The organism is Gemmata obscuriglobus (assembly GCF_008065095.1).
Taxonomy (GTDB): domain Bacteria; phylum Planctomycetota; class Planctomycetia; order Gemmatales; family Gemmataceae; genus Gemmata; species Gemmata obscuriglobus.
Window position 1 is genome coordinate 7320890 of the sequence record NZ_CP042911.1, and the last position, 21318, is coordinate 7342207.

16 protein-coding genes are annotated in these 21318 nt (G+C 68.9%); 8 read left to right on the plus strand and 8 right to left on the minus strand.

Going from position 1 to position 21318, the window contains the following annotated elements; all coding sequences use genetic code 11:
• Positions 1–97 precede the first annotated feature (97 nt).
• Positions 98–406 (minus strand): hypothetical protein, encoded by a 309-nt coding sequence (locus GobsT_RS30175; protein ID WP_010046740.1) that lies wholly within the window; start codon positions 404–406, stop codon positions 98–100.
• A 975-nt stretch (positions 407–1381) separates the two neighbouring features.
• Here GobsT_RS30175 and GobsT_RS30180 point away from each other — a divergent pair.
• The 3 genes from GobsT_RS30180 (at position 1382) to GobsT_RS30190 (ending at position 7520) form a co-directional block, all read left to right on the plus strand.
• Positions 1382–3223, plus strand: a complete 1842-nt coding sequence (locus GobsT_RS30180) for a hypothetical protein (protein WP_010046737.1) — start codon at positions 1382–1384, stop codon at positions 3221–3223.
• Between the two features lie 173 nt (positions 3224–3396).
• Entirely contained in the window at positions 3397–4176 is a 780-nt protein-coding gene (locus GobsT_RS30185; protein ID WP_010049520.1) for a YdjY domain-containing protein, read from the plus strand.
• A 251-nt stretch (positions 4177–4427) separates the two neighbouring features.
• Complete coding sequence (locus tag GobsT_RS30190) at positions 4428–7520, plus strand: zinc ribbon domain-containing protein (protein ID WP_010049518.1); 3093 nt, start codon at positions 4428–4430, stop codon at positions 7518–7520.
• Between the two features lie 93 nt (positions 7521–7613).
• On the opposite strand, the gene GobsT_RS30195 is transcribed toward GobsT_RS30190, so the two are convergent.
• Together GobsT_RS30195 and GobsT_RS30200 are read right to left on the minus strand one after the other, a co-directional pair.
• A complete protein-coding gene (locus GobsT_RS30195; protein WP_010049517.1) occupies positions 7614–8324 on the minus strand; it encodes a response regulator in 711 nt (236 codons plus the stop codon).
• A gap of 329 nt (positions 8325–8653) precedes the next feature.
• Positions 8654–9655: a DUF1559 domain-containing protein gene (locus GobsT_RS30200; RefSeq protein ID WP_010049516.1), complete on the minus strand. Its 1002-nt coding sequence runs from the start codon at positions 9653–9655 to the stop codon at positions 8654–8656.
• 284 nt (positions 9656–9939) lie between these two features.
• Between GobsT_RS30200 and GobsT_RS30205 the strand changes: the two genes are divergently transcribed.
• On the plus strand, positions 9940–10731 hold the full coding sequence (locus GobsT_RS30205; RefSeq protein WP_109570769.1) for an MBL fold metallo-hydrolase: 792 nt from the start codon (positions 9940–9942) through the stop codon (positions 10729–10731).
• A 36-nt stretch (positions 10732–10767) separates the two neighbouring features.
• Here the strand turns inward: GobsT_RS30205 and GobsT_RS30210 are convergent, their stop codons facing one another.
• The 4 genes from GobsT_RS30210 to GobsT_RS30225 form a co-directional block, all read right to left on the minus strand.
• Positions 10768–11178, minus strand: coding sequence for a DUF1851 domain-containing protein (locus GobsT_RS30210; protein ID WP_148087920.1), 411 nt, complete (start codon positions 11176–11178; stop codon positions 10768–10770).
• Between the two features lie 72 nt (positions 11179–11250).
• Entirely contained in the window at positions 11251–12510 is a 1260-nt protein-coding gene (locus GobsT_RS30215; protein WP_148087921.1) for a DNA methyltransferase, read from the minus strand.
• 36 nt (positions 12511–12546) lie between these two features.
• Positions 12547–14124 carry an ATP-binding protein gene (locus GobsT_RS30220; protein ID WP_081471728.1) on the minus strand — a complete coding sequence of 526 codons (1578 nt, stop codon included), beginning with the start codon at positions 14122–14124 and terminating at the stop codon, positions 12547–12549.
• Positions 14125–14422: 298 nt separating this feature from the next.
• Positions 14423–15190, minus strand: coding sequence for a DUF6065 family protein (locus GobsT_RS30225; RefSeq protein ID WP_010042621.1), 768 nt, complete (start codon positions 15188–15190; stop codon positions 14423–14425).
• Between the two features lie 53 nt (positions 15191–15243).
• On the opposite strand from GobsT_RS30225, the gene GobsT_RS30230 reads away from it, so the two are divergent.
• The 4 genes from GobsT_RS30230 to GobsT_RS30245 are packed head-to-tail and all read left to right on the plus strand — an operon-like array spanning position 15244 to position 19346.
• Positions 15244–16545, plus strand: a complete 1302-nt coding sequence (locus tag GobsT_RS30230) for a glycosyltransferase family 4 protein (protein ID WP_010042619.1) — start codon at positions 15244–15246, stop codon at positions 16543–16545.
• A 34-nt stretch (positions 16546–16579) separates the two neighbouring features.
• Positions 16580–17080, plus strand: coding sequence for a hypothetical protein (locus GobsT_RS30235; RefSeq protein WP_148087922.1), 501 nt, complete (start codon positions 16580–16582; stop codon positions 17078–17080).
• Positions 17059–18144 (plus strand): glycosyltransferase family 4 protein, encoded by a 1086-nt coding sequence (locus GobsT_RS30240; RefSeq protein ID WP_010042614.1) that lies wholly within the window; start codon positions 17059–17061, stop codon positions 18142–18144. Before GobsT_RS30235 ends, GobsT_RS30240 begins: the two co-directional genes overlap by 22 nt.
• Complete coding sequence (locus GobsT_RS30245; protein WP_010042610.1) at positions 18141–19346, plus strand: glycosyltransferase family 4 protein; 1206 nt, start codon at positions 18141–18143, stop codon at positions 19344–19346. The genes GobsT_RS30240 and GobsT_RS30245 overlap by 4 nt, the downstream gene beginning before the upstream one ends.
• Positions 19347–19398: 52 nt before the next feature.
• Here GobsT_RS30245 and GobsT_RS30250 read toward each other — a convergent pair whose 3' ends face one another.
• Complete coding sequence (locus GobsT_RS30250; protein WP_010042607.1) at positions 19399–21021, minus strand: amidophosphoribosyltransferase; 1623 nt, start codon at positions 21019–21021, stop codon at positions 19399–19401.
• Positions 21022–21318 lie beyond the last annotated feature (297 nt).

A 21318-nucleotide genomic window follows, 5' to 3' on the forward strand; every position in this document is an offset into this window, starting at 1 on the left:
CACGCCCGGCGGCGTTTTGCGTTTGGTGTTCCGGGTTTTGTACCGGCCGCGGCCCCGGAGCACCGGACCCGCTCCGGAATTTCGAGCCCCGCGCCCGTCAGTTGGGGCTGAAGTCGAACTTGGCGGCACTCTCTCGGCCGAGGGGGTCGTTGACGAACTTGCGGAAGCAGGCGGGGCACAGGTCGAACCGCATTTTCTTGCACGCCGGCAGCGGCGCCGGCGCGTCCCCGCCCTCTTCCAGGTCGCTCAGCAGTTGGGCCATCTCCTCGATGTGATCGGTTTCCAGGTCGCCGTCGGTCAGCACGCCGGGGTCGCAGCTCGCGAACGCCTCCATCTTCACCACGTACCGCTCGGCTCCGTCCCGGGTCATGTCCTTGCCGCACACGTCACAGGAGAAGTGCATCATGGCCGTCGGAGCCTCTGGACCTGGAACCGCCCGCGCGGGCCGTGGAGACGTGCGGCGCGCGGGTCGCAGCGGCGGGGGCTCGAACGACCCGCGCACCGCCGCATCAGTTCGTATACTCCACAACTCGCAAGTTCCTGCCCCCCTGTCAACCGTAATCGCCCGCACAAACCGCACAATCACGCGACTTCGGGCGGCCCGCCAGAGTTGTTACCGATTTCGTGTCAGGTTTTGCGACGGTGCGCTCCGCCCTTCTCGCGCAAGTGCAATTCGGTGCGCGGGGCGAGCGAGCCCCGATCCGAACGTCCCGACAAGGCACCCGCTTTTCGCGCCCCCGCGCCCGAACGCGGCCACGCCCGGTCTTCGTACCGCGCTTGGCACGCAGGGTGCTTCGTGTTCCGTCGCCTCCGAGTGCTGGCTGGTGGCGCACCGAACGACCGGCCCCCGCAAAGTGGCTTCGCATCCCTGATGAATTCCCCCCGGCGGTTCGGGAGCGCCCCCGAACCGGACCCGCCCCCGCTCTCTTCAAAACCGACACGTTCCCACGGCCGGCGGCTCACGGAGCCCGCCGGCTCGTATCGTTTGTGCTCGCGCGCATCACACCGCGGCTCACTTGCGCGGTTCAACTCGTTACCGTGGCGCGAAATGGCGGCCGGGCAAGCGCCAGGCACCAAAGGCCGGACGCGCGCAACTGTCGGAACAACCCGCCCCGTCGCCACCCCCGGCACACGCGCCCCCACCGTGCGCCCGGCGGCACCGAATCGGCTCCGCGGGGCACGGCCGCGTCATTCGGTACGAACGCCTCATCCGATATTCGAAGCAGACGAGCTGGGGGACAGGATTCCGCCGTTCGGCATGCTCGTCGTTGCGAACGGGGCAACCAAGTCGGGACGGTCCGCGGCGGCCGAGGGAGCCCGCCGTGAACCCGCGCCGCGGAGCCGGCGCGGGAACCGATCGAACCGCAGGAGGCGACAGGTCATGGCAATTCGTCAGGGCGCACCGTGGCTCGCGGCAATCGCGGTCCTGAGCGTCGGATCGGTGGCCCTCGCGGGCCACTTCGGCACCACCAAGTACGCGGCGGGGAACGGGTGCTCGCCGTGCGACGCCCAAACCAACTTCGCCGCCGGCCAGGGGCCGTGCAGCCAGCAGGTGGTGTACGACTGCGTGGTGGAGAAGCGGTACCACACCTGCTACCAGACCACGTGCGAGACGGTGCTGAAGCCCGTCACCAAGACCACCTACGCCTGTGAGGAGAAGACCTGCTTCAAGACGGTCAACGAGACCGCCTACAAGCAGGTGCAGGAGACGATCTGCAAGCCGGTGTGCGAGACGGTGCTGAAGCCGTGCCGCACCACCGTGTGCAAGCAGGTGTGCGAGACCGTGTACCGCGACTGCCCGGTCACGGTGTGCAAGACGGTGTGCGAGCCGCACACCCGCAAGGAGTGCTTCTTCGTGTGCAAGCCGGTGTGCGAGACGCACTACAAGGACTGCACCCGCACCGTCTGCAAGCCGGTGTGCGAGACCGTCATCAAGGACGTGTGCAAGACGGTGTGCGTCCCGGTCACCGAGACGTGCTACAAGGACGTCCAGCGCACCGTCTGCCACGACGTGTGCGAGATGCAGTACAAGACCGTGTGCAAGACGGTGTGCGAGCCGCAGTGCGTGACCAAGTGCGTCACCAAGTGCGTGCCGGAAGCGGTGTGCGAGACGGTGTGCGTGCCGGGCAAGCTCACCTGGGAGTGCGTCCCGGTCTACAAGTGCGAGTTCGACCCCTGCACCTGCACCACCGTGCAGAAGCAGGTCGGCACCAAGAAGAAGCTGGTGCGCAGCCCGGCGACCACCGAGACCCGTCAGGTGACCCGCAGCCGCAAGGTGACCGAGCAGGTCCAGGAAACGGTGTACGTGAAGCGCACGGTGTCCGAGAAGGTGCCGGTGCAGGTCACCAAGAAGGTGCAGACCGTGGTGTCCGAGAAGGTGCCGGTGACCGTGACCCGCAACGTGCAGAAGACGGTCGTTGAGAAGGTGCCGACCCAGGTGGTCCGCAACGTGCAATCGACCGAGGTGGTCCGCACCCCGGTGCAGGTGAAGCGCAACGCCCAGGGCGCGTACGTCGACGCCTCGGCCCTCAACGCCGACGCCAAGGCCCAGGCCGACAAGGGCGCGAGCGTGCTGGGCGGCGGCCCGGGCGCGCTGGCCAACCCGAACGCCCCGACCTACGACGCCGGCGGCCCGGGCCGGGTGTTCGTCGAGGGGCTGCGGGTGAGCCGCGACGTGACCTACAACGTCACCCGCCAGGTGCAGGTGACCGAGAACCGCCGGGTGGCGGAAAAGGTCGTCCGCAACGTGCAGGAAGAAGTGGTCAAGATGGTCCCCACCAAGGTGACCACGATGAAGCAGGAAGTGGTGACCAAGTGCGTGCCGTACACGGTGACCAAGCAGGTGCCGTACACGGTGACGGTGAAGGTGCCCCGCACCGTCACCGAGATGGTGCCGACGACGGTCACCAAGCGGGTCCCGGTGACGGTGGCGACGGACGTGATCGTGAAGAAGGCCCGGTACGTGCCGGCCCCGGCCGCCCCGTGCGGGTGCGGCACCCCCTGCACGACCGGCAAGGGGGACGCCTGCTCGGCCAAGCCGTGCGGCGACGCCTGCTCGCCGATCTGCTCCAGCGGCCTGGGCGGCGGCCTGCGGAACGTGCTGAACGACCCGAACCGGCCGAAGCCGATCCGCGACTTCTTCAGCAACCTGTGCGCGACCCGGCTCGCGTGCGACCCGTGCCCGCCGGCCCACTGCGGCGACGCCTGCAGCCCGTGCAAGTAAGTTAACCCCGTCGATCGCACCGGGCGCCCGCCCCGTGCCGCAGAGGCCCTCCGGGGCGACTCTCGCGGCCCGGAGCGGGCGCCCGGTGCCCGTTGGTGGCCACACTTTGTCGTTGTGCCCGCTCGGCCCGCGGTGCTAGTCTGAACCCTGGCCCCTCCCGCGAGGCAACTCACATGCTGAAAACGACCCTCGGTTGCGCCGCCCTCGCCGTCCTGGCACTCGCGGCCGCGCTTCCCGCCCGCGCGCAGCCCCCGGAGCAGCCCAAACCGGAAGAGCTTCCCGAGTACCCGCTGCTCGACAAGGCCAACAAGCTGAGCCCGATTTCACCAGATAAGAAGGCCGTTTTCGCCGAGATCGCCCCGGACGGCAAGGACAAGACGAAGGTCGTTCGGTCGGCGCTGGCGTGCGAGGTGTGCCTCCGCGAAGGGCCGCTCGAACAGTTCCTTTGCAAGAAAGGCACCAAGGAGCACGAGGCGATCGTGCGCGTGGACGTCGACGCCGAGTTCGTTCACCTGGCCATCATCGCGGCCGGCGGCAAGACCGGCACGCCGACCGGGTTCGTCGACCCGAAAACCGAGGAGGCCAAGTACACCCCCGCGACCGGCAGCCGCGTGAACGTGAGCGTCTACTACAAGTACAAAGGGAAGCTCCACACGCACGCGGCCCAGGAGTGGATCTGGGACACCAAGAAGAAGACCCCGATGGCGCACCACTGGGTGTTCGCGGGCAGCCGGTTCATCAAGGACCCGGACAACCCGAACGCCAAGCCCTATTACGGCGCCAACACCGGCGACATCTTCAGCATCTCCAACTTCCCGTACTCGACGCTCGAGATCCCCGCACAGATCAGCAAGGACGAGGCCCAGCTCACCTACGAAGCCAAGACCGACAAGATCCCCCCCCTCGGCTCGAAGGTGTGGGTGCTCCTCGAAGTCGTCCCCGAGAAGAAGTGAGGGGTGACGAAGCGGAAGCCGGGTGAGCGAGCCGCCTCTGTCGCCCGACCGCTCACGTCCGGCTCTTCGCCCGCGCCAACGCATCGGGACCGGGTTCGTTGGAACGTCATTGCGGCGGCGCTCGCGCGTCGGTACTCTTATTTGTAACCGAAGCCGGCAATCCGCCGCCGCAGGCGCGTCGTCGTTCCGTCAGCCGTCATTCAGCCCGCGAACAACTCGCACCGCGGGAACTCAGCCATACGAGGGGGCGCATGTCGATCCCAATTACGTGCTCCGGGTGTCAGGCCACGTTCGACGTGCCCGACAATCTCGCCGGCAAAACCATCCGCTGTACCTCATGCAAGGCGCAGATGACGGTCCCCGCCGAGGTACCGGCGAGCGCCGACGGGGCGCAGACGGGCGCGGCCAAAAAGCCGTTCGGCTCGGGCATCCGACCCGCTGTGCCACCGGCCCCCAAACCGGCACCAGAACCCGCGGCGAAGACGAGCCCGGCCAAGCCGGCGGCGAAACCCGTCGCGGCCAAAGCGGTCGTGTCCGACGACGACGACGACGACGACGACGACGACAAGAAAGTCAAGAAAGCGAGGCCCGTCGCAAAGGTGGCCGCCGGCGCGAAGAAGCCCGGCATCACCGGTTCGACCAAGAAGCGCCGGGCAGACGAGGATGATGACGACGACGATGACGACGACACCCCGCGCCGGAAAAAGAAAGCGAAGGGCGGCTCCGGTCCGATGATCGCGATCATCGCCGTCGCCACGTTGGGGTTAGCCCTCGTCGCGGCCGTCGGCATTTACCTCGCGTCCGGGTCCGACGACAAGAACGAAACGGCCTCCAACACCAGCGGGACAACGACCGCCCCGGGCGGAGCCCCACCCGCTCCCGCCCCCGGTGGTTCTGGCAGGCCCGGCCCTGGCGGCCCCGGGCAAGCGTCCGGCTCGTCTCTGGCACCGATCGAAGAAACGCCAACTCCCGCTGCGCCAGTCGGAAGTACGCCCGGGATCGGAGCACCCACCCCCGCCCCGATTGGCGCGCCCCCAGGCGGGCTCGGCGGACCGGCCGCCCCGACGGCAAACCCGTTCGGCGCGTTCGGGTCGTTGGGCACGGTGGGTGCATGGACCTCCTATACCGGCGACGGGTTTACCGCCGAGTTCCCCGGCACCGCGGGCACGCAAACGGTCACCTTCGGGGGCAAGACGGCGCCCATGACCGGCGTCGCCGCGAGCGACCAGGCGTTCGTTATCATCAGCGAACCGCTGCCGCCAGAACTCATGCGCCTCGGCGCCGACAGCAAGACCATACTCACGGCCTTCGCCACCCAGTTGGCCGCCCAGGTCGAGGCGTTTAAAGGCAAATCTCCCACCGACACAGCGGTGGACGGGCACACGGCCAAGGAGTTCGACCTGTCGACTCCGGCGCGTGCCGCGACCGCCAAGTTCTTCATCGTCAAGGACCGCATCTTCAGCGTGGCTGCGGGCAAAAACACAGCCGGAACGAGCGCGGCGCGGGCCGACCTGACACGGTTCTTCAACTCCGTCAAGATCACCTACAAAGGTGACCTCGTTGCCGGCGGCCCCGGCACCACGCCGGGTATGCCCCCGGGCGCGTCCATGCCCGGTATGCCCGGAGGGACCGAACAACCGGGCATGCCCCCGGGCGGGACCGGCCAGCCGCCAATCGGCGGGATCGGCCAACCGCCGGGCGGGATCGGCAACCCCGCAGCAGGCATCGGCGACGGGAACAAGAAGGCCAAGATCGAGAAGTTCTACGCCGGCGCGTTCGACGCCGAGAAGAAAGAGTTCTACGCGATCGACGAGCGGGCCGTCGCCGGCGACCCTCGGATCAAGAAGGGCTGGCTCCGCCGGTACTCGTACCCCGACTTTAATAAGGTGCTCGGCCGGTACCACTTGCCGCAAATGGCCTCCCGCGCGGTCATCGATTCAAAGGCCGGGCTGCTGTACACCGCCACCGTCACCAACCCGTTCGCCGCGAACCTGAACCTGCTCGACAACGGGGCCGCGTCCGGCGACATCGCGATCTACGACCTGAAGCAGATTCGCGACGGCAAGACCGCGGACGGAAAAGAGCTGAAAGACGGAATGGAACTGAAACCGGTTGCGACGGTCAGCCTCAAGTCCACGATCCAGGCGATCGAGCTGTCCGAGGACGGAACGGCGCTGTACGCGCTCCTCAGCACCACGACTCCCAAAGGCAAGCGGTCGTCGCTCTCGGTCATCAACACCGAGACCCGGAAGGAGAGTCGCACCGCGCTGGACGAGAAGATGCGCGACATGGCCAAGGCCGGCGACGGGAAGAGCCTGATCATGTTCGAAGACTTCCTGACGAGCCGGACCGGTAGCACCAAGGTCGGCACCTTCGACTTCGGCTCCATGTCGCTGATCAACGTGACCTCGGTCCCGGGCGGCGTGTGGGACTTGGCCCCTCTGAAGTCCGGCGGCGCGATCGTCACCGTTCAGGTCACGAACCAGCCGAACCAACCCCCAGGCGGCATCGGCGGCCCTCCCGGCATCGGCGGCCCTCCCGGCATCGGTGGCCCTCCCGGCATCGGGCGGCCGGGGATGGGAGGACCGGGCGCGATCGGAGGTCCGGGCATGGCCGGAGGCGGGAGCGGACAAGCGAACAACCAAATGAACTTCCGACTCTACCTCGTGAACGAGAAGGGCAACACGGAACTCGACCTCGGCACGGCCCAGCGGTTCTCGAACGCCGGTTACGCGGAGTTCGATGCCGAAAACAAAAAGCTGTTCGTCTCCTCCTGCCGGGCGCAGGGCTTCGACGTGTTCGAGGTGACCGACGCGACTGCGGCAAACGGCCTGAAACTCGTCTCGACGATTCAGACCGCCGGGCGCGAGCCGGTCGGGGGGCACTGCCTCGTGTCTCCGGACGGCAAGACGCTGGTGTTCCACAACGGTGTGGTGATCGAAGCGGGTAACGTCGGCGGCGCTCCGCCCAGTACGGTTCCGTCGGGAAGCGGAATCATGCCCCCGGGTCCGGGCCTGCCGGGCAGTCCGGGCGCGATCCCCGGCGGTCCCGGGGCGGCCCCCGGCAGCATGCCGGGTGGCGGGAATGCCCTGCCCGGCGGCATGGGTTCCCCCCCCGGCCCGATGGGTTCACCCCCCGGCGGCATGGGTTCACCCCCCGGCCCGATGGGCTCCCCGACGCCCGCCGGCTCCTCGCCCCCGGGTGGCATGGGCTCGCCTTCCACCCCGGCAATGCCGCTTCCGGGCGGGACCACTGGATCGTCTTCTGCACCCGCGGCACCGCCAGCGGGCGGAACGGTGCCGGGCCGGCCGGGAAGCCCGCGCCCGCCCGCATCTGACAAGTAACGCTCGCGTGCCCGTAAACGAAGCCGCCCCGCAGAAACGCGGGGCGGCTTCGTTTTGTACCGGTGCTTCGATCGGAGCGAACGGGACGCGCGCTCACTTCGCGTCGAGCTTGTCCTCGCGGAACCGGTACCCGATGCTCCGCACCGTCTCGATCAGGTCCGCCGACCCGCCCGCTTTTGTCAGCTTCTGACGCAGCGTCTTGATGTGGACGTCGATGGTCCGTTCCAGAACGATGGAGTTGTCGCCGATCGCCGCCTCCATGAGCTGTTTGCGGCTGAACGCGCGCCCCGGTTGCCGCACGAGGCACTCTAGCAGCCGGAACTCGGTCGGGGTCAGGTCGAGCGCTTCTTCTTCGAACGTGACCCGGTGCCGCACGCGGTCGATCTTCACCCCGCTGTAGTCGGTCACGTCGCCCGGCTCGCTCTGGCCCTGGGCGCGGCGCAGCAGCGCTTTGACCTTGTGCAACAGAATCTTGTTGTTGAACGGCTTGCCGACGTAGTCGTCTGCCCCGAGCGAGTACCCTACCACCTGGTCGGTTTCATCAGTCTTGGCGGTGATCATGATGATCGGGATGTCGCGGGTGCGCTCGCCGGCGCGCAACTCGCGGCACACGTCCAGCCCGTTCATCCCGGGCAGGTTCAGGTCCAGCAGCACCACGTCGGGCAGCGCGGTCTGGGCCTTGCGGAGCCCCTCCAGCCCGTCCCCCGACACCGTGACCTCGTACCCTTCCTTGTTGAAGTACCACGTCAGCGTTTGGGTCAAACCGCGCTCGTCTTCGATGATGAGGATTCGCGGTTGCGGCATCTGGGGTCCCTCGTGCGTGACTAGCGGGCCGCTTTGAAACCCGGGGGCGGCTCCGGGGCGCGAGACGGGCGGGGTGGCAATCACGATGTCGGTCCCGTGGGTACGAGGAGGGAGCGGGTGCTCCTGTTAGTTTAACCAAACCGGACACCGGGGTGCGGAGGAGTTGTAGTCGCGAACCGTGAAGATCGTGTAAAGGTGAGGTGAAGTGCTGAGACGGGTGGGGGAATTTCTGCACCACAAACAAAACAGCCCGCCCGGGCGTCCCGGCGGGCAGGAGCGAACCACACGAAAAGCTCGGACGGAGCAAGCAACGAGGGGCACGGCCGGCGTCACTCGTTGGCAAGTACCTCACCGCCGTTGCGGGTGGAGATCGCCACGAGGGCGGAAAGCGCCGCACTCTCTTTGAGGAACCGGACGCTGCCGTCGGCGAACACCGCGTTCGCGCCGCCGCTGTGGAAGCTGTAGAACAGGTGCCCCCACTCGTTCGAGTTGTTGATCCTCATCGCCCCGGGGATCGAGTTCGCGCCGCTGCACCACTCGGTCCGCTGGCCGATCTCGAACGGGTTGTCGTTGGTGGCCCACGCGCCGCCGCGGGCCCGGGCGCAAGCCGCGTTCGCCTTATCTGCCGCAGCCGGGGTGCGGGTGCGCCCTCGGTAAACGTCCTCGCGGCCGGCGCACTCGGCGAACAGGACCGTGTTCGAGGTGCCGTCGCCGATCGAGGTGATCCGCGTCATGCCCTCACCGAACGGCCGCAAAACGCCCTTCAGATCGCCGGGGAGCGTGACCCCTTCCGAGGCGATCGCGCTGCTCACGCCCTCGACCGCGAAGTAGTCGGTGCAGGAGCCGACTTTGTTCTGCTCGGGCGGCGTTTCGGTTTTGCTCTGGAGCCGCGGCTGGACCGGCGTGGACGGGCAGTTGAACACCTTAAACACGGTCTGCGCGGTGGTCCCGTTCGGGATCGTGGCGCCGACGTTCGGCGCGACCTCGCCGATCGTCCGCCACCAGTTCTCGTTCAGGTTGTAGTACGCGCCCGACACCGCGTTCGCCTGTTCCAGGTTCGGGAGCAGGTCCGGCGCCCAGCTCCGTTGCGGCCGGCTGGTGCGCTTGGAGTACGGAAACGAGCCGTAGGCGCTTTCGTAGTTGTGGGCAGATAATCCGAGCTGCTTGAGGTTGTTCTGGCAACTCATACGCGCCGCGGCCTCGCGGACCTTCTGAACGGCCGGGAGCAGCAGGCCGATCAGGATCGCGATGATCGCGATCACCACCAACAGCTCAATGAGCGTAAACCCGCGGCGCGGGGGCCGCGATGGAACGGACGACGGGCGGGGCATGGCGGGATCGGTCCTTTCTTGGGTGCGGGCTTGGCGGAGGCTGGCTCAGGCAAATCAGGCGCCGCTTGGGCGCCTGTGCGTTTCCACCGCAAATGACGCGTGCCGACATCGGCGCGGCCCACCGGGTCTGGGTATAAAATAGCCACGACCGGTCACCCAAAGCCCACAACGCCCCCCTGTATACGACGATCGAGCGGTGCAGCGGCGGGGCACGGGCCGGCGGTTCAATTGAATCGCGACCGCTGACGGGTATTATAAATGGACGCTCAGCGAGGAGGGCCGCGATGGTCCAGCGGAAGTACCTCTTTCCCGGTGTGATCGAGCTGAACCTGCAAGCGGCGCAGTCGTTCGGCGTCAACCTGTACCTCATCGACGGCGGCACCGAGTGGGCGCTGATCGACGTTGGCCAGAACGAGACGCTGGACGACGTGATCGACCTGATTCGGAAGCTCGATTTCCCGCTCTCGAAGTGCAAGATGCTGATCGCCACGCACGCGGACGCGGACCACGTCCAGGCGCTCGCGTCGGCGCGCCTCCGGCTCAAGGCGAAGACCGGCGCGCACCCGGCCGCGGCCCAGGCACTCGAAGCGGGCGACCCGGTTCAGACCTACGCCAGCATCCCCGCCCAGGGCTTCGAGATCGACGGCGGGATGCCCGCGTGCAAGATCGACGTGAAGCTCGAAGAGGGTGACGAGATCAAGGTCGGGAAGCTCACACTCAAGGTGTGGAGCACCCCGGGCCACACGCCCGGCCAGCTCAGCTTCCAGATGGGCAACCTGCTGTTCAGCGGGGACAACATCTACAAGGACGGGTGCGTCGGCGCGATCGACGCGCACCACGGCTCGCACCTGCCGAGTTTCATCACGTCGCTCACGCGCCTGCGTGACGCCGACGCCGAGTTCCTGCTCCCGAGCCACGGGCCGATGTTCCGGAAGGATCCGGCGATCCTGCAAGGCGCCATCGACCGGCTGACGAAGTACCAGCACATGGCCGATTTCGGCACCTGCACGGTGTCGTGGCCGCTCGAGGACGAGTGGAAGCGCGACATCCTCACGGGCAAGATGCCGGCCCTGTGACCGGCGCGGGGCGGCCTGACGCAACGCCAACCCCGTTCAGTCGCCCTCACGTCTTATCTTCAGCTCCACAGAACTGCCGTCCGGCATGTCTCGTAACTGTTTGTGTAACTCGCCCAAGAACGCAAGGTGCTCGCTGACGGGCAGCACGAACGTGTTCTCGACCGTGTAGTCACCGCCCAGCACCGGCGGCCGTTTAAATCCGTAGCACTCGCCACGGCCAATCATCAGCCCAGCCGCAACCGCACTTTCGACGAGTGAACCCATCAGCCACTGATCGGCAATCTCTTCGTCAGTCAACTGAGCGTCGAAACTGGTCGCGTTGCTGGCGACCGTGGTCAGCGTGCCGGTGCCCACATCGAGCATGGACACCGCGCCGTCCGACGAGATCAGGAACAGATCGCCGTAACGGTTCATCCGCCAGGGAACACTATCTTCGGCAACAGCCACGCCCAGGCCGAAAGTAAGCTCGCCCAGTCGAACCCCGCAGTATCAATCAAGTAGCTTTCCGAGCTCATCACGTCACGCCTTCCGCAGCAGGAGCGCGTGCTCGAACCGCGGGCGGTCGCGGAACGCGTTCGCCGTCGGGCCGTGGAAGTGCGGGCGCGGCTGTGAGGCCCGCGCCGCGGGCAGCAAGCCGCACGCACGCCCGACCTCCGCCGCCACCTCGTCGGCCCGGATCGCGCCGTCACCGACGGCCGAATCGGCCATCAGGAGCACCATCGGCGCACCCGGCGGCAGCAACCGCCCCACGGCCCGGAAGAACCGGTCCAGTTCACGACACCAAGCGGTGCGGGCGGCTGCGGGCGTGAGCCGCGCATAGGCGGTGCGCGAGCCGATCTCCCCGCGCGCCAGCGGGGCCGGGTCCAGGCCCAGCCACCGGAGCCGCAGCGAGTGGTGCGCGATGTAGTCGTAGGTCGCGGCGTAGGGCGGTGAGGTGACGACCGCGCCCACGAACCCCGGCGGCAGGCGCTTCAGGTCCGTGGCGTCGTCCTGCACAACGGTCGCGGTCGGCGCGGGGGCGGGGAGCAACACCCGCAAGGCCGACAAACGCGCCGCCAGGTCCTGCGCGCGTTGAACGAACAGCTTCGCCGCGAAGCCGCCGGCCGTGCGCCGGGTCCGCACGCCCCACCCGGTGTCCCCCGGCTTCCGCGACAGCTTCACCAGCACCGACGAAAGGAGCAGTTCCAGATCGGAGCGGTTCGGGCCGCCGAACGTCCCGATCTTCGCCCGCAGCGAATCGAGTTCGAGCAGCACGTGCGGCTCGAACAGCTCCACGTCCTCCGGCGAAAACCGGCGGCTCGCCCCCGCCTTCGCCTTGCGCCGCGCGTCGGCCTCCTCCGCGCAGGCGACGGCGTCGGCCACCAGCCGGTCGATGTCCGCTGGCGTGCGGGGGCGGGTCTTGCACTGCGCGAGCAAAACCGCCAGCGGGTTCAAGTCGGTACCGCGGGCGTTCCGCCCGGCGACGAGGGACTCCACGAGAACGGTGCCCGACCCGCAGAACGGGTCGAGGACCGTTCCGCCCGGCGGCGCGAACGCGCGCACCAGACGCGCCGCCGTAATGGGGTGCATCCGGGCCGGGTACGTGTGGAACCCGTGGACGTGCCCGCGGGCCGCGTCGTCCTCGGCGTCGGTGGCGGGGGGCACGTCGAGCGCGTGCGCGAGCCGATCGGCGTCGGCGCGGTCCCCCTCCTTCGTAACCGCCCCGCCGATGTTGGTGAGCGAGCGGCGGCGATTCGGGTCACGCGGCTCAAGGCCGCCGGGCACGGTAGGACGGTTCACGGTGTCACTTCACTTGTTCGGAACGGGCGCGGCGAGCTACGGGCACGGGCCGGCGAGCACCTGAGTCACCCGCTCGACCAGTTCGTGAGGCAGGAACGGCTTGTGCAGGAAGTCCGCCTGTTCGTCGTTCACGCCCCGCTCGCGCAGCTCATCAGCAGTATATCCGGACATGAACAGCACTTTCGCGGTGGGGTGCGCGACCCGCACCCGGTCGGCGAGCGCCCGGCCGCTCATCCCGGGCAGCACCACGTCGGTCAGCAGCAGGTCGAGCGTGCCGCGGTACTGGCCCAACAGCCGCAGCGCCTCCGCGGGGGTGCCTCCGGCCAGGACCGTGTGTCCGGCCGCCTCGAGCACGTGGCGTAGGAGCACGCACACGGCCTCTTCGTCCTCGACCAGTAGCACCACCGCCGGCGCGTGGGGTCGGGCGGGAGCGCCGCCGGCCGCCGGCCCAATAGCAGGCGCGTTCGACGCCCCCGGGGCGACCGGCAGGTCGATCTCGAACGTGGTGCCGCGCCCCGGCTCGGACGTGAGCCCGATCCGCCCGCCCAGCCCGCGCACGATCCCGTGAACGGTCGACAGCCCCAGCCCGGTCCCCTTCCCCGCGGGCTTCGTCGTGAACCCCGGCTCGAACGCCCGACCTTTCGCGTCCGAGCTCATGCCGGTGCCGGTGTCGGCCACGGTGAGCCGCACCCAGTTGGACGGACCCGGGCCGGTCGCGAGCGTGAGCGTGCCCCCGCCCGGCATCGCGTCCGCCGCGTTCACCCCCAGGTTCAGGAGCACCTGCACCAGCAACCCGGGCTCGGCCGTCACCCGCGGCAGCCCCTCCCCGAGTTGCAATTGCACCGCGATCCGGTCGCCGAGCAGCCGCTCCAACAGGTCGGTTGCGCCGGCGAGCACGTCGTTCAAGTCGAGCGGGTACGGGTCCACCGGGCGCTGCCGGCTGAACGCGAGCAGTTGCCGCGTCAGGCTCGCGGCCTGCTCCCCGGCCCGGCGGATCGCGGCCGCGAACTTCCGGGTCCGGTCCGGGTGGTTCGCGTCGTTGATCTCCGCCTCGAGCAGCGCCGTACACCCGTTAATGACGGTGAGCAGGTTGTTGAAGTCGTGCGCCACGCTTCCCGCCAGGCGCCCCGCTGCCTCCAACCGGACCGCGAGTTTCAGTTGCTCCTCCAACCGGTTCCGCTCGGCACGCTCACGGCGCGCAAGGGCCGCGGCCCGCCGCGTCTGGAGCCGCAGCACGGCAGCTCCGATCAGGCAGACCGCCGCCACGAGTGCGAGGGCCAGAGAGGTCCGATGGCCGGCCCACTCCGGCGGGTCCGGTGGGGCCGGGGCCGGCGCCGGGGGAGCCACGGGCGCCGACCCCGCCTGTGCCCGCTGGCCGCCCCGCGCAACGACCACCGCGAGCGTGTGCAGCGGGAGTGGTTGGAGCGTTAAGGGGCGGAGAAGCGGCACGGGAAACGTTCGCACGGCCGCGATCGCAGGAGCCGAACGGAGCCCGCTCGAGCGCACAGGTCTCACGTCCCCGACGGGCAGCGCGAGAGCCTGCGGTTGAGTCAGCGGCGGTCCCAGCCCCCACCCCAGTCCGAACGTGCAGACCGTTAGAGCGGTGGCGAGCATATGCGGTCGTGGCTGGGATAACGGGGCGAATGCCTGGGCGATTGCTAACGGTATACCGAACGCACCGGCGCCACGAAACGCACAATCCGCCAGTTCCCTAAATCCTACATTTTAACGCCCTTATTTAGCCCGACGGACCCTTTCATTCATCTCCAAACGATTACAAAGAACAACCCGCACACTCGGACGGCAACGGCTGCAGTTGTGATAAAAAGGCTTAAAATAATCGAACCGCGAGAGCCCCGGAAGCGAACCGTACGGCCATCGCGGGCGCCCCGCAACCTCGGCGAACCGGGCATCAGCCGGATGTGGTGTCGGACGTGAACGGCTTGACGCTGAGCTTCGTCTGGTGGGATTCGACCGCCTTGCCGTCGACCGTCCGCCCCTGGAAGTAGTCCTTCTGCCAACCGCGGGCCACGGCCTCCGGGTTGCGGGTCTGGAGCCCCTCCAGGAACCCGCTCCGGCTCTGCTCCCATTTCTTGTACTGCGCCTGAAGTTCGGGCTCGGTCGCCAGCGGCACCACCTTCGGAACGAAGCTCTCGACCAGTCCCCGGGGCACGGGCACGAGCATACAGAACGGCTCGCCTTGCTCGAACCGCACCCACTCGCACACCCGGGTCATCTTCCAGTTCATAGTGAACGTGGACGCGAGCCAGTCCGTTTCCACTACCCCCTCGAGCGGTTGCACGCCGTCCTTGATCCAGTTCGCCGGCCCCTTCACCCAGATGTTGATGCCCGGCGGGGTGCGGAACAGGAACGGGACGGTGAACGTGATGACCCCGCTGCCGAAGTGACTTACGATGCGGTTATCGGGGCGGTCGAAGCGGAGTTCCACGTCCTGCTTGGCGGCGCCGCCGTACCAGTAGGCACTGAACCCGACGGGCGACCGGAGCACCCACCCACACTGGTTGGCGATGACGAGCGGGAGGCAGCGGTACGGGTGCCGCTGGTGCGCGCCGTCCATCCAATCGCGGGGGATCGGGGCCGGCTCGGGGAACGTGTCCGCGGACTGGTTTTCGTGGAGCGCGTAGGCGATGAGCGGGATTTCGAGTGTCGTCGGGTTCATCCGTGAACTTCCTGCGGGCTAAAGGGGTAGACTCGTTCGTGCCGATATTGTAGATGCTGCACAAGATGAAGAAGAGGCGGGTTGCGGAGGAACCGTACCCGGCCCCGGGCCACACCCGGCCCGGACACGGGAAGGAACTCGCGATGCGCGTGCTAATCACCGCCCCCCCCATCCTCCGCGACCGAAAAAAGTCGGGCATCGGACAGTACACCCAGGAGTTGCTCGCCGGGTTGGGCCGCCTCGCCGGTGCCGGGGCCGTCCATTCGTGGTACCCGAGCCGGTGGATGCGGGTCGGGCAGCACTGGCTCAACCACCAGTGCGCCCGGTACGAGGCGGTGGCCGGCCGCGCGGGCGTTCGGGCGCGGCTCGAGATGAAGCTCCGCGGCCGGTTCCTCAACGCGGTCCGCGCGGCGTTCCCGGTCATGCGGCACCCGTACCATGAAACGGTCCGCCGGAGCGGCTGCGACCTCTACCACGAGCCCAACTTCATCGCGCTCAACCTCGGCATCCCGACGGTCGTGTCGGTCCACGACCTGTCCGTGCTGGCCCACCCGGAGTGGCACCCGCCGGTCCGCATCCGGCACTTCGCGTGCAACTTCCTCCCCGGTCTGGATTTCGCCACACGGCTGATCGCGATCTCGGAGTTCAGCAAGAGCGAGATCGTGCGGCACCTGGGCTGGCCGGCGGACCGGGTGAGCGTCACGTACATGGGCGTGCGCCCCGGGCTGCGGCGCGTCAGCGGCGCCGAGCTGACCCACAAGCTGAAGGCGCTCGGCCTGCCGCCGGGGTACCTGCTCCACGTCGGCACCGTCGAACCGCGCAAGAACCTGGAGATGCTCACCCGGGCCTACGCCGCACTGCCCGCGGCGGTCCGCGAGCGGCACCCGCTGGTCCTGGTCGGCGGCCCCGGGTGGCGGTCGGAGGCGCTCCACTCGCACCTCAAGAGCGCCGGCCGGGCGCAGAACATCCGCTGGCTCGGGTACGCGGCCGACGAACACGTCGCGGCGCTGTACTCGGGCGCGCGGGCGCTGGTGTTCCCGACCTTTTACGAAGGCTTCGGCATCCCGACCATCGAGATGATGGCGTGCGGCGGCGCGGTACTCGCGTCCACCGCCGGGGCGGTCGCCGAAACGGCCGGCGGGGTGGCCCACCTGATCGACCCGCACGACGAAGCGGGGTGGCGGGACGCCATGCTCCGCGTCTGCACCGACGACGACTGGTGGCGGCACCTGCAAACGGGCACGGAAGAGCGGGCGGCGCAGTACACCTGGGACCGCTGCGCGCGCGACACGCTAGAGGCGTACCGCCTCACGCTGAGCCAGTCGGCGGAGCGTGGCGCCCGGCGCGCCGCTTGACGGGATCTCGGGCCGGCACCAGGAGGGGCACACGTTGAGTAGCGACAGCACGCGATCGGAGGGGGAACCCGACCCGATCGCTCTGATCGAGCGGGTCAAGCAGCAGATCCGGCAGGAGGTGACGGCCGCGCGCCCGGAACCGCTCCCGCCTGCGGTGACACCGCCCCCGCCGCCCGCGTCGTTCTACCACCTCGTCCGCAGCCGCCGCGCGCAAGAAGCCGCGGTGCGCGATGCCGACCCGACCGCGGCGCGCCCCGCGGCGGCCCGGCGCGGCGGCCCGCGCGGGCTGCTGGCGCGCCTCCTCGGCCGCGTCGTGCTCCGGCTCATCTGGTTCGTCGCCGAACCGCAATCCCGGTTCAACCGCGAAGTGCTGGCCGCTCTCGGCGACTGCACCGGCGCGGCCGACGACCTCGCCGCCCGGCTCGACGCCCTGACCGCCCGCGTCGCCGCCCTTGAGGCCGCCGCCCGGGGTGAAGGCGAAGCACCCCCCGCTGCCACCACGGAGGGAGCGTCATGCCCCGCGCCGCGATCCTGACCTCGTCCGTTCACCCCGGCGACGCGGTAGGGCACGACACCCTCTTGCTGGCCGAGGAGCTGACCGGCCAGGGGTACCAGACCGGCATCTTTGCCGACAACTGGGCCGCCGGCCTCACCGGGGTGCGGCACTACCACGGGCTCGCGGCGCACCTCACTGCCCCCGACGACCTGCTCATTTACCAGTTCGCGCTCGGCTGGGAGGAGGCGCTGCGGCTGCTCCGGTCGGTCCCGTGCCGCCGGGTGGTACGGTACCACAACGTCACCCCGCCGCACTTCTTCCACCGCCTGGACATGAACTACGCGCTGGCCTGTTTCGACGGCCGGCGGCAGATCGCCGCGGTAGTCGCGGCCGGGTGCGAGCACTACCTGGCGGACTCGGAGTTCAACCGCGGCGAGCTGCTCGAAGCCGGGCTCGACCCGCGGGCCGCCACCGTGGCCCCGCCGCTGCACCGGGTCGAGCAGTTGCTCGCGGCCGACGCCGACGAGGCCGTGCTGGACCGCTTTCAGGACGGCCGGACGAACTGGCTCGCGGTCGGCCGGATCGCGCCGAACAAGGGGCACGCCCTGCTCATCGACGCGTTCGCCCGGTACCGGACCCACGACCCCGGCGCCCGCCTGCTGCTGGCCGGCGGGTCCGACCCGCGGTTGGAAGAATACACCGCCGGGTTGCGTCGCCAAGCCGCCGCGCTGGGGGTGAGCGACGCCGTCGTGTTCGTCGGCAAGGTGACCGAGTCGGCACTCAAGGCGCTGTACCTGGCGGCCGACGTGTTCGTGACGGCGAGCGAGCACGAGGGGTTCTGCATCCCGCTGGTCGAGGCGATGGCGTTCAAGGTGCCGGTCGTCGCCTACGGGACTACGGCCGTGCCCGAAACGCTCGGCGGCGTCGGGTTGGTCTGGGACGAGCCCGATCCCGACCTGTTGGCCGCGTCGGTCCGGAAGGTCGTGGACGACGAGGCCCTCGCCGTCGCGCTGGGCACCGCGGGGTGGCAGCGGTACCGGCACCAGTTCCACAATGACCGCACCCGGCAAATCATTCGGGCGGTGCTCCGGGGGGCCGCATGAGCAAGGTCGCGCTGGTCGTCCAGCGGTCGCACCCCACCATCGTCGGCGGGTCCGAAGCGCTGGCCTGGGTGTACGCCGAGTTGCTACGCGACCGGTTCGCGGTGGAGATTCTCACGTCCACCGCGCTGGACTACGTGACGTGGCGGAGCGAATTGCCCGAGGGCGCCGAGACGCGCGACGGGGTGACGGTGCGCCGGTTCGCCCCGGCGCGCGAGCGGACCGACTACTGGCACCGGCTGAACGCCCGGCTCGCCCGCGACTACAAGGCCGCGACGGTGCCCGGCGCGCCGAGCCAGTTGGACGGCCCGTGGACCCTGCCGATGCAGGAGGAGTACATCCGCCGGCAGGGGCCGGACTGTCCCGGCCTGTACCGGCACCTCGAAGCCCACGCCCACGAATATCAGGCCCTGCTGTTCGTCACCTACCTGTACCCCACCAGCTACTTCGGCCTGGCGCACGCGCCGGCCGACCGGTCGTGGCTGGTGCCGACCCTGCACGACGAGCCGACGGCGTACCTGTCGGCGTACCGTCACATGGCCCGGCGGGTGCGCGGCGCCCTGTGGCTGACGGCGCCCGAGCGCGAAATCGGGCACGCGCTCTGGGGCGAGATCCCGGGGCTGCTAGTAGCGATGCCGGTGGTCACTGAGCCGGCGGCGCCCGCGTCCGGCACGCCGTACCTGCTGTACTGCGGGCGCATCGACGAGGCGAAGGGGTGCCGGGAGCTGCTGGAGATGTTCGAGCGGTTCCGGCTCAAGCACCCCAACCGGCTGCGGCTCGTACTCGTCGGGGCCGAACACATGACGGGCATACGCGGCCGCCCGGGTGTGGAATACCGCGGCGTGGTGTCCGACGCGGAGAAGTTCTCGCTGATGGCCGGGGCCACCGCCGTGGTAATGCCCTCGGCCTACGAGAGTTTCAGCCTCGCCACGCTGGAGGCGCTCGCCCAGCGAACCCCCGTGCTGGTGAACGAAGCCTGTGCGGTGCTCGCGGACCACGCCCGGGTCAGCGGCGGCGGGCTGGCGTACCGCGGCGCGGAGCCGTTCGTCGCCGGGCTGGAGCAGATCCTCGCCGAACCCGACCCGCGCCGCCGCTGGGGCGATCCGGGTCGTGACTACGTGCTCGCGCGCTACCACCCAGACCGGGTTCGCGACGCGCTTGTGGACGAACTGACCGGCACGGGCGGGCCGCGTCGCGCCGGCTGACAACCGCCGCAGGGCTCGTGCAGCCGGGCGCGAGCCCCGCGGCCGTCACAGGCTACGTCCGCCCGGCGTCGGTCACCGAACACATGAGCGGCTCCGGCGGGCGCTCGTAGGTGCGGCCCGAGTCCCCGCCGGTGGCGTGGTTCCGAAGCGAGAGCTGGTACATCTGCTCGCCGGCCGCGGTCGGGTAGTCGCCGGTGAGGCACGCCCGGCACAGCCGATCGGTCGGCAGGTCGATGCACCGCGCCACCGCGTCGACCGGGAGGTAGAACAGCGAGTCCGCGCCCAGCGCCTTGGCCATCGCGTCCTGTTCCGCCACCGTCGGCACCTTCGTGGACATGAACTTCGGCGCGAACAGCTCCTTCACGGTGCTCATGTCGATGCCGTAGAAGCACGGCGTCAGGATCGGCGGGCACGCGACCCGCACGTGCACCTCCGCCACGCCGCCCTGCTCGCGCAGGTGCCGCAGCAGGCTCTGCAGGGTGGTGCTGCGGACGATCGAGTCCTCGACCAAGAGCACCTTCTTGCCCTGGAGCACCTCCGGCAGCGGGGTGAACTTCAGCTTCACCTTGTCGGCGCGGTTGCCGCCCTCGATGAACGTGCGGCCGATGTAGCGGTTGCGGATCAGCCCCTCGACGCTCGGGATGCCGAGCGCGAACGCCATCGCGTCGGCCGCCGCCTTGCCGGTGTCGGGCACCGGCACCACCACCGTCTCGGACGGGTCGAGCGGCACGCGCCCGAGGGCCAGTTCCTGCTTCGCCAGCTCCTGCCCCAGCCGCGAGCGGCTCAGGTACACGCTCCGGTCGTCCAGGGTGCTGGCCACGTTGGCGAAGTAGATCCACTCGAAGAAGCAGTGCGCCGTCCGCTTGCTCTCCGCGAACCGGTGGACGCTGAGCTCGCCGTTCTGGATCAGGATCAGCTCGCCGGGCGCGAGCGACTTGATGCTGGTGCGCTTGAACCCGAGGTTCTGGAGGGCGACGCTCTCGCTGGCGGCGCCGAACAGCGGGCCGTCCTGGGCGTACACCAGCGGCCGGATGCCGACCGGGTCCCGCAGGACCACCATGTCGCCCATCGCGTTCAGGAACGTGAGGTTGTACGCGCCGTCGAACTTGGCCCCGAGCCGGCTGAAGACCTCGACCAGGTCCGGCCGGTCGTCCGCGCGCATCTCGTGCGCGAGGTAGTGCATGATGACTTCGGTGTCGTTGTCGCGGGTGAGGTGGTAGTCGTGGTTCTGGAGGAGCTGGTTGCGGAGGTCGGCGAAGTTGGTGAGCTGGCCGTTGAACGCGAACGCGAACCACTTCCACTTGCACCCGTGCCGCCGCTCGAACGGCTGGGCGTAGGCCCGGGTCTGGCCGCCGCAGGTGGCGTACCGGGTGTGCCCGATCGCGGCCCGCCCGGCGAAGTCCTCCATGATGCTCGCGTACTTCGACGGCTCGTTGATCCGGAACGCCTCGATGACGGTGCCGGTGTCCTTGTAGGTGTCGATGAGCTTGTCGCGGTCCGGGTTGTAGGTGGACATGCCCGCGGCGAGCTGGCCCCGGTTCTGAAGGTCGAGCAGCATCCGGGGCATCAGGCGCGACACCTGATCCGGTGCGCCGGTCCACACGGACGACTTCTCTCCGTGTTGGGGGAGGTAATACAACGCCGCCACGCCACATTCGTGGTGCAACTCGTCCATGTCACCGCCGGGTAGAAAAAGAAGAGCTGGGCGTGCGTCCCACGGATCAGAATATAGGTCGGTGTAGGTTTCGTGAACAATCGCAGTCCGCGAGTTCACCGACACATTTCGCCCGGAGCAGAACGCCCGCACCGGGTTGGATGAAGGCGCGAACCTGCGCGATTCCACCGGGCAACGAGCAAAGACCGATTGACCGTAAGGAGCAAAAGAGTAACGGCCGCGAACGCGCACAAAAAGCACAGAAGAGAGCGGGGAACCCCAGACAAAAGAGTGCGTTCAACCTCTTACCCCTACTTT

Excerpts from the sequence above, each read along its gene's own strand:
- GobsT_RS30240 (WP_010042614.1), top strand. The coding sequence starts at position 17,059 with ATGCCCCGCGCCGCGATCCTGACCTCGTCCGTTCACCCCGGCGACGCG.
- GobsT_RS30180 (WP_010046737.1), top strand. The coding sequence starts at position 1,382 with ATGGCAATTCGTCAGGGCGCACCGTGGCTCGCGGCAATCGCGGTCCTG.
- GobsT_RS30190 (WP_010049518.1), top strand. The coding sequence starts at position 4,428 with ATGTCGATCCCAATTACGTGCTCCGGGTGTCAGGCCACGTTCGACGTG.
- GobsT_RS30185 (WP_010049520.1), top strand. The coding sequence starts at position 3,397 with ATGCTGAAAACGACCCTCGGTTGCGCCGCCCTCGCCGTCCTGGCACTC.
- GobsT_RS30220 (WP_081471728.1), bottom strand. The coding sequence starts at position 14,124 with ATGCTCGCCACCGCTCTAACGGTCTGCACGTTCGGACTGGGGTGGGGG.
- GobsT_RS30205 (WP_109570769.1), top strand. The coding sequence starts at position 9,940 with ATGGTCCAGCGGAAGTACCTCTTTCCCGGTGTGATCGAGCTGAACCTG.
- GobsT_RS30175 (WP_010046740.1), bottom strand. The coding sequence starts at position 406 with ATGATGCACTTCTCCTGTGACGTGTGCGGCAAGGACATGACCCGGGAC.
- GobsT_RS30250 (WP_010042607.1), bottom strand. The coding sequence starts at position 21,021 with ATGGACGAGTTGCACCACGAATGTGGCGTGGCGGCGTTGTATTACCTC.
- GobsT_RS30245 (WP_010042610.1), top strand. The coding sequence starts at position 18,141 with ATGAGCAAGGTCGCGCTGGTCGTCCAGCGGTCGCACCCCACCATCGTC.
- GobsT_RS30200 (WP_010049516.1), bottom strand. The coding sequence starts at position 9,655 with ATGCCCCGCCCGTCGTCCGTTCCATCGCGGCCCCCGCGCCGCGGGTTT.
- GobsT_RS30230 (WP_010042619.1), top strand. The coding sequence starts at position 15,244 with ATGCTGCACAAGATGAAGAAGAGGCGGGTTGCGGAGGAACCGTACCCG.
- GobsT_RS30195 (WP_010049517.1), bottom strand. The coding sequence starts at position 8,324 with ATGCCGCAACCGCGAATCCTCATCATCGAAGACGAGCGCGGTTTGACC.
- GobsT_RS30225 (WP_010042621.1), bottom strand. The coding sequence starts at position 15,190 with ATGAACCCGACGACACTCGAAATCCCGCTCATCGCCTACGCGCTCCAC.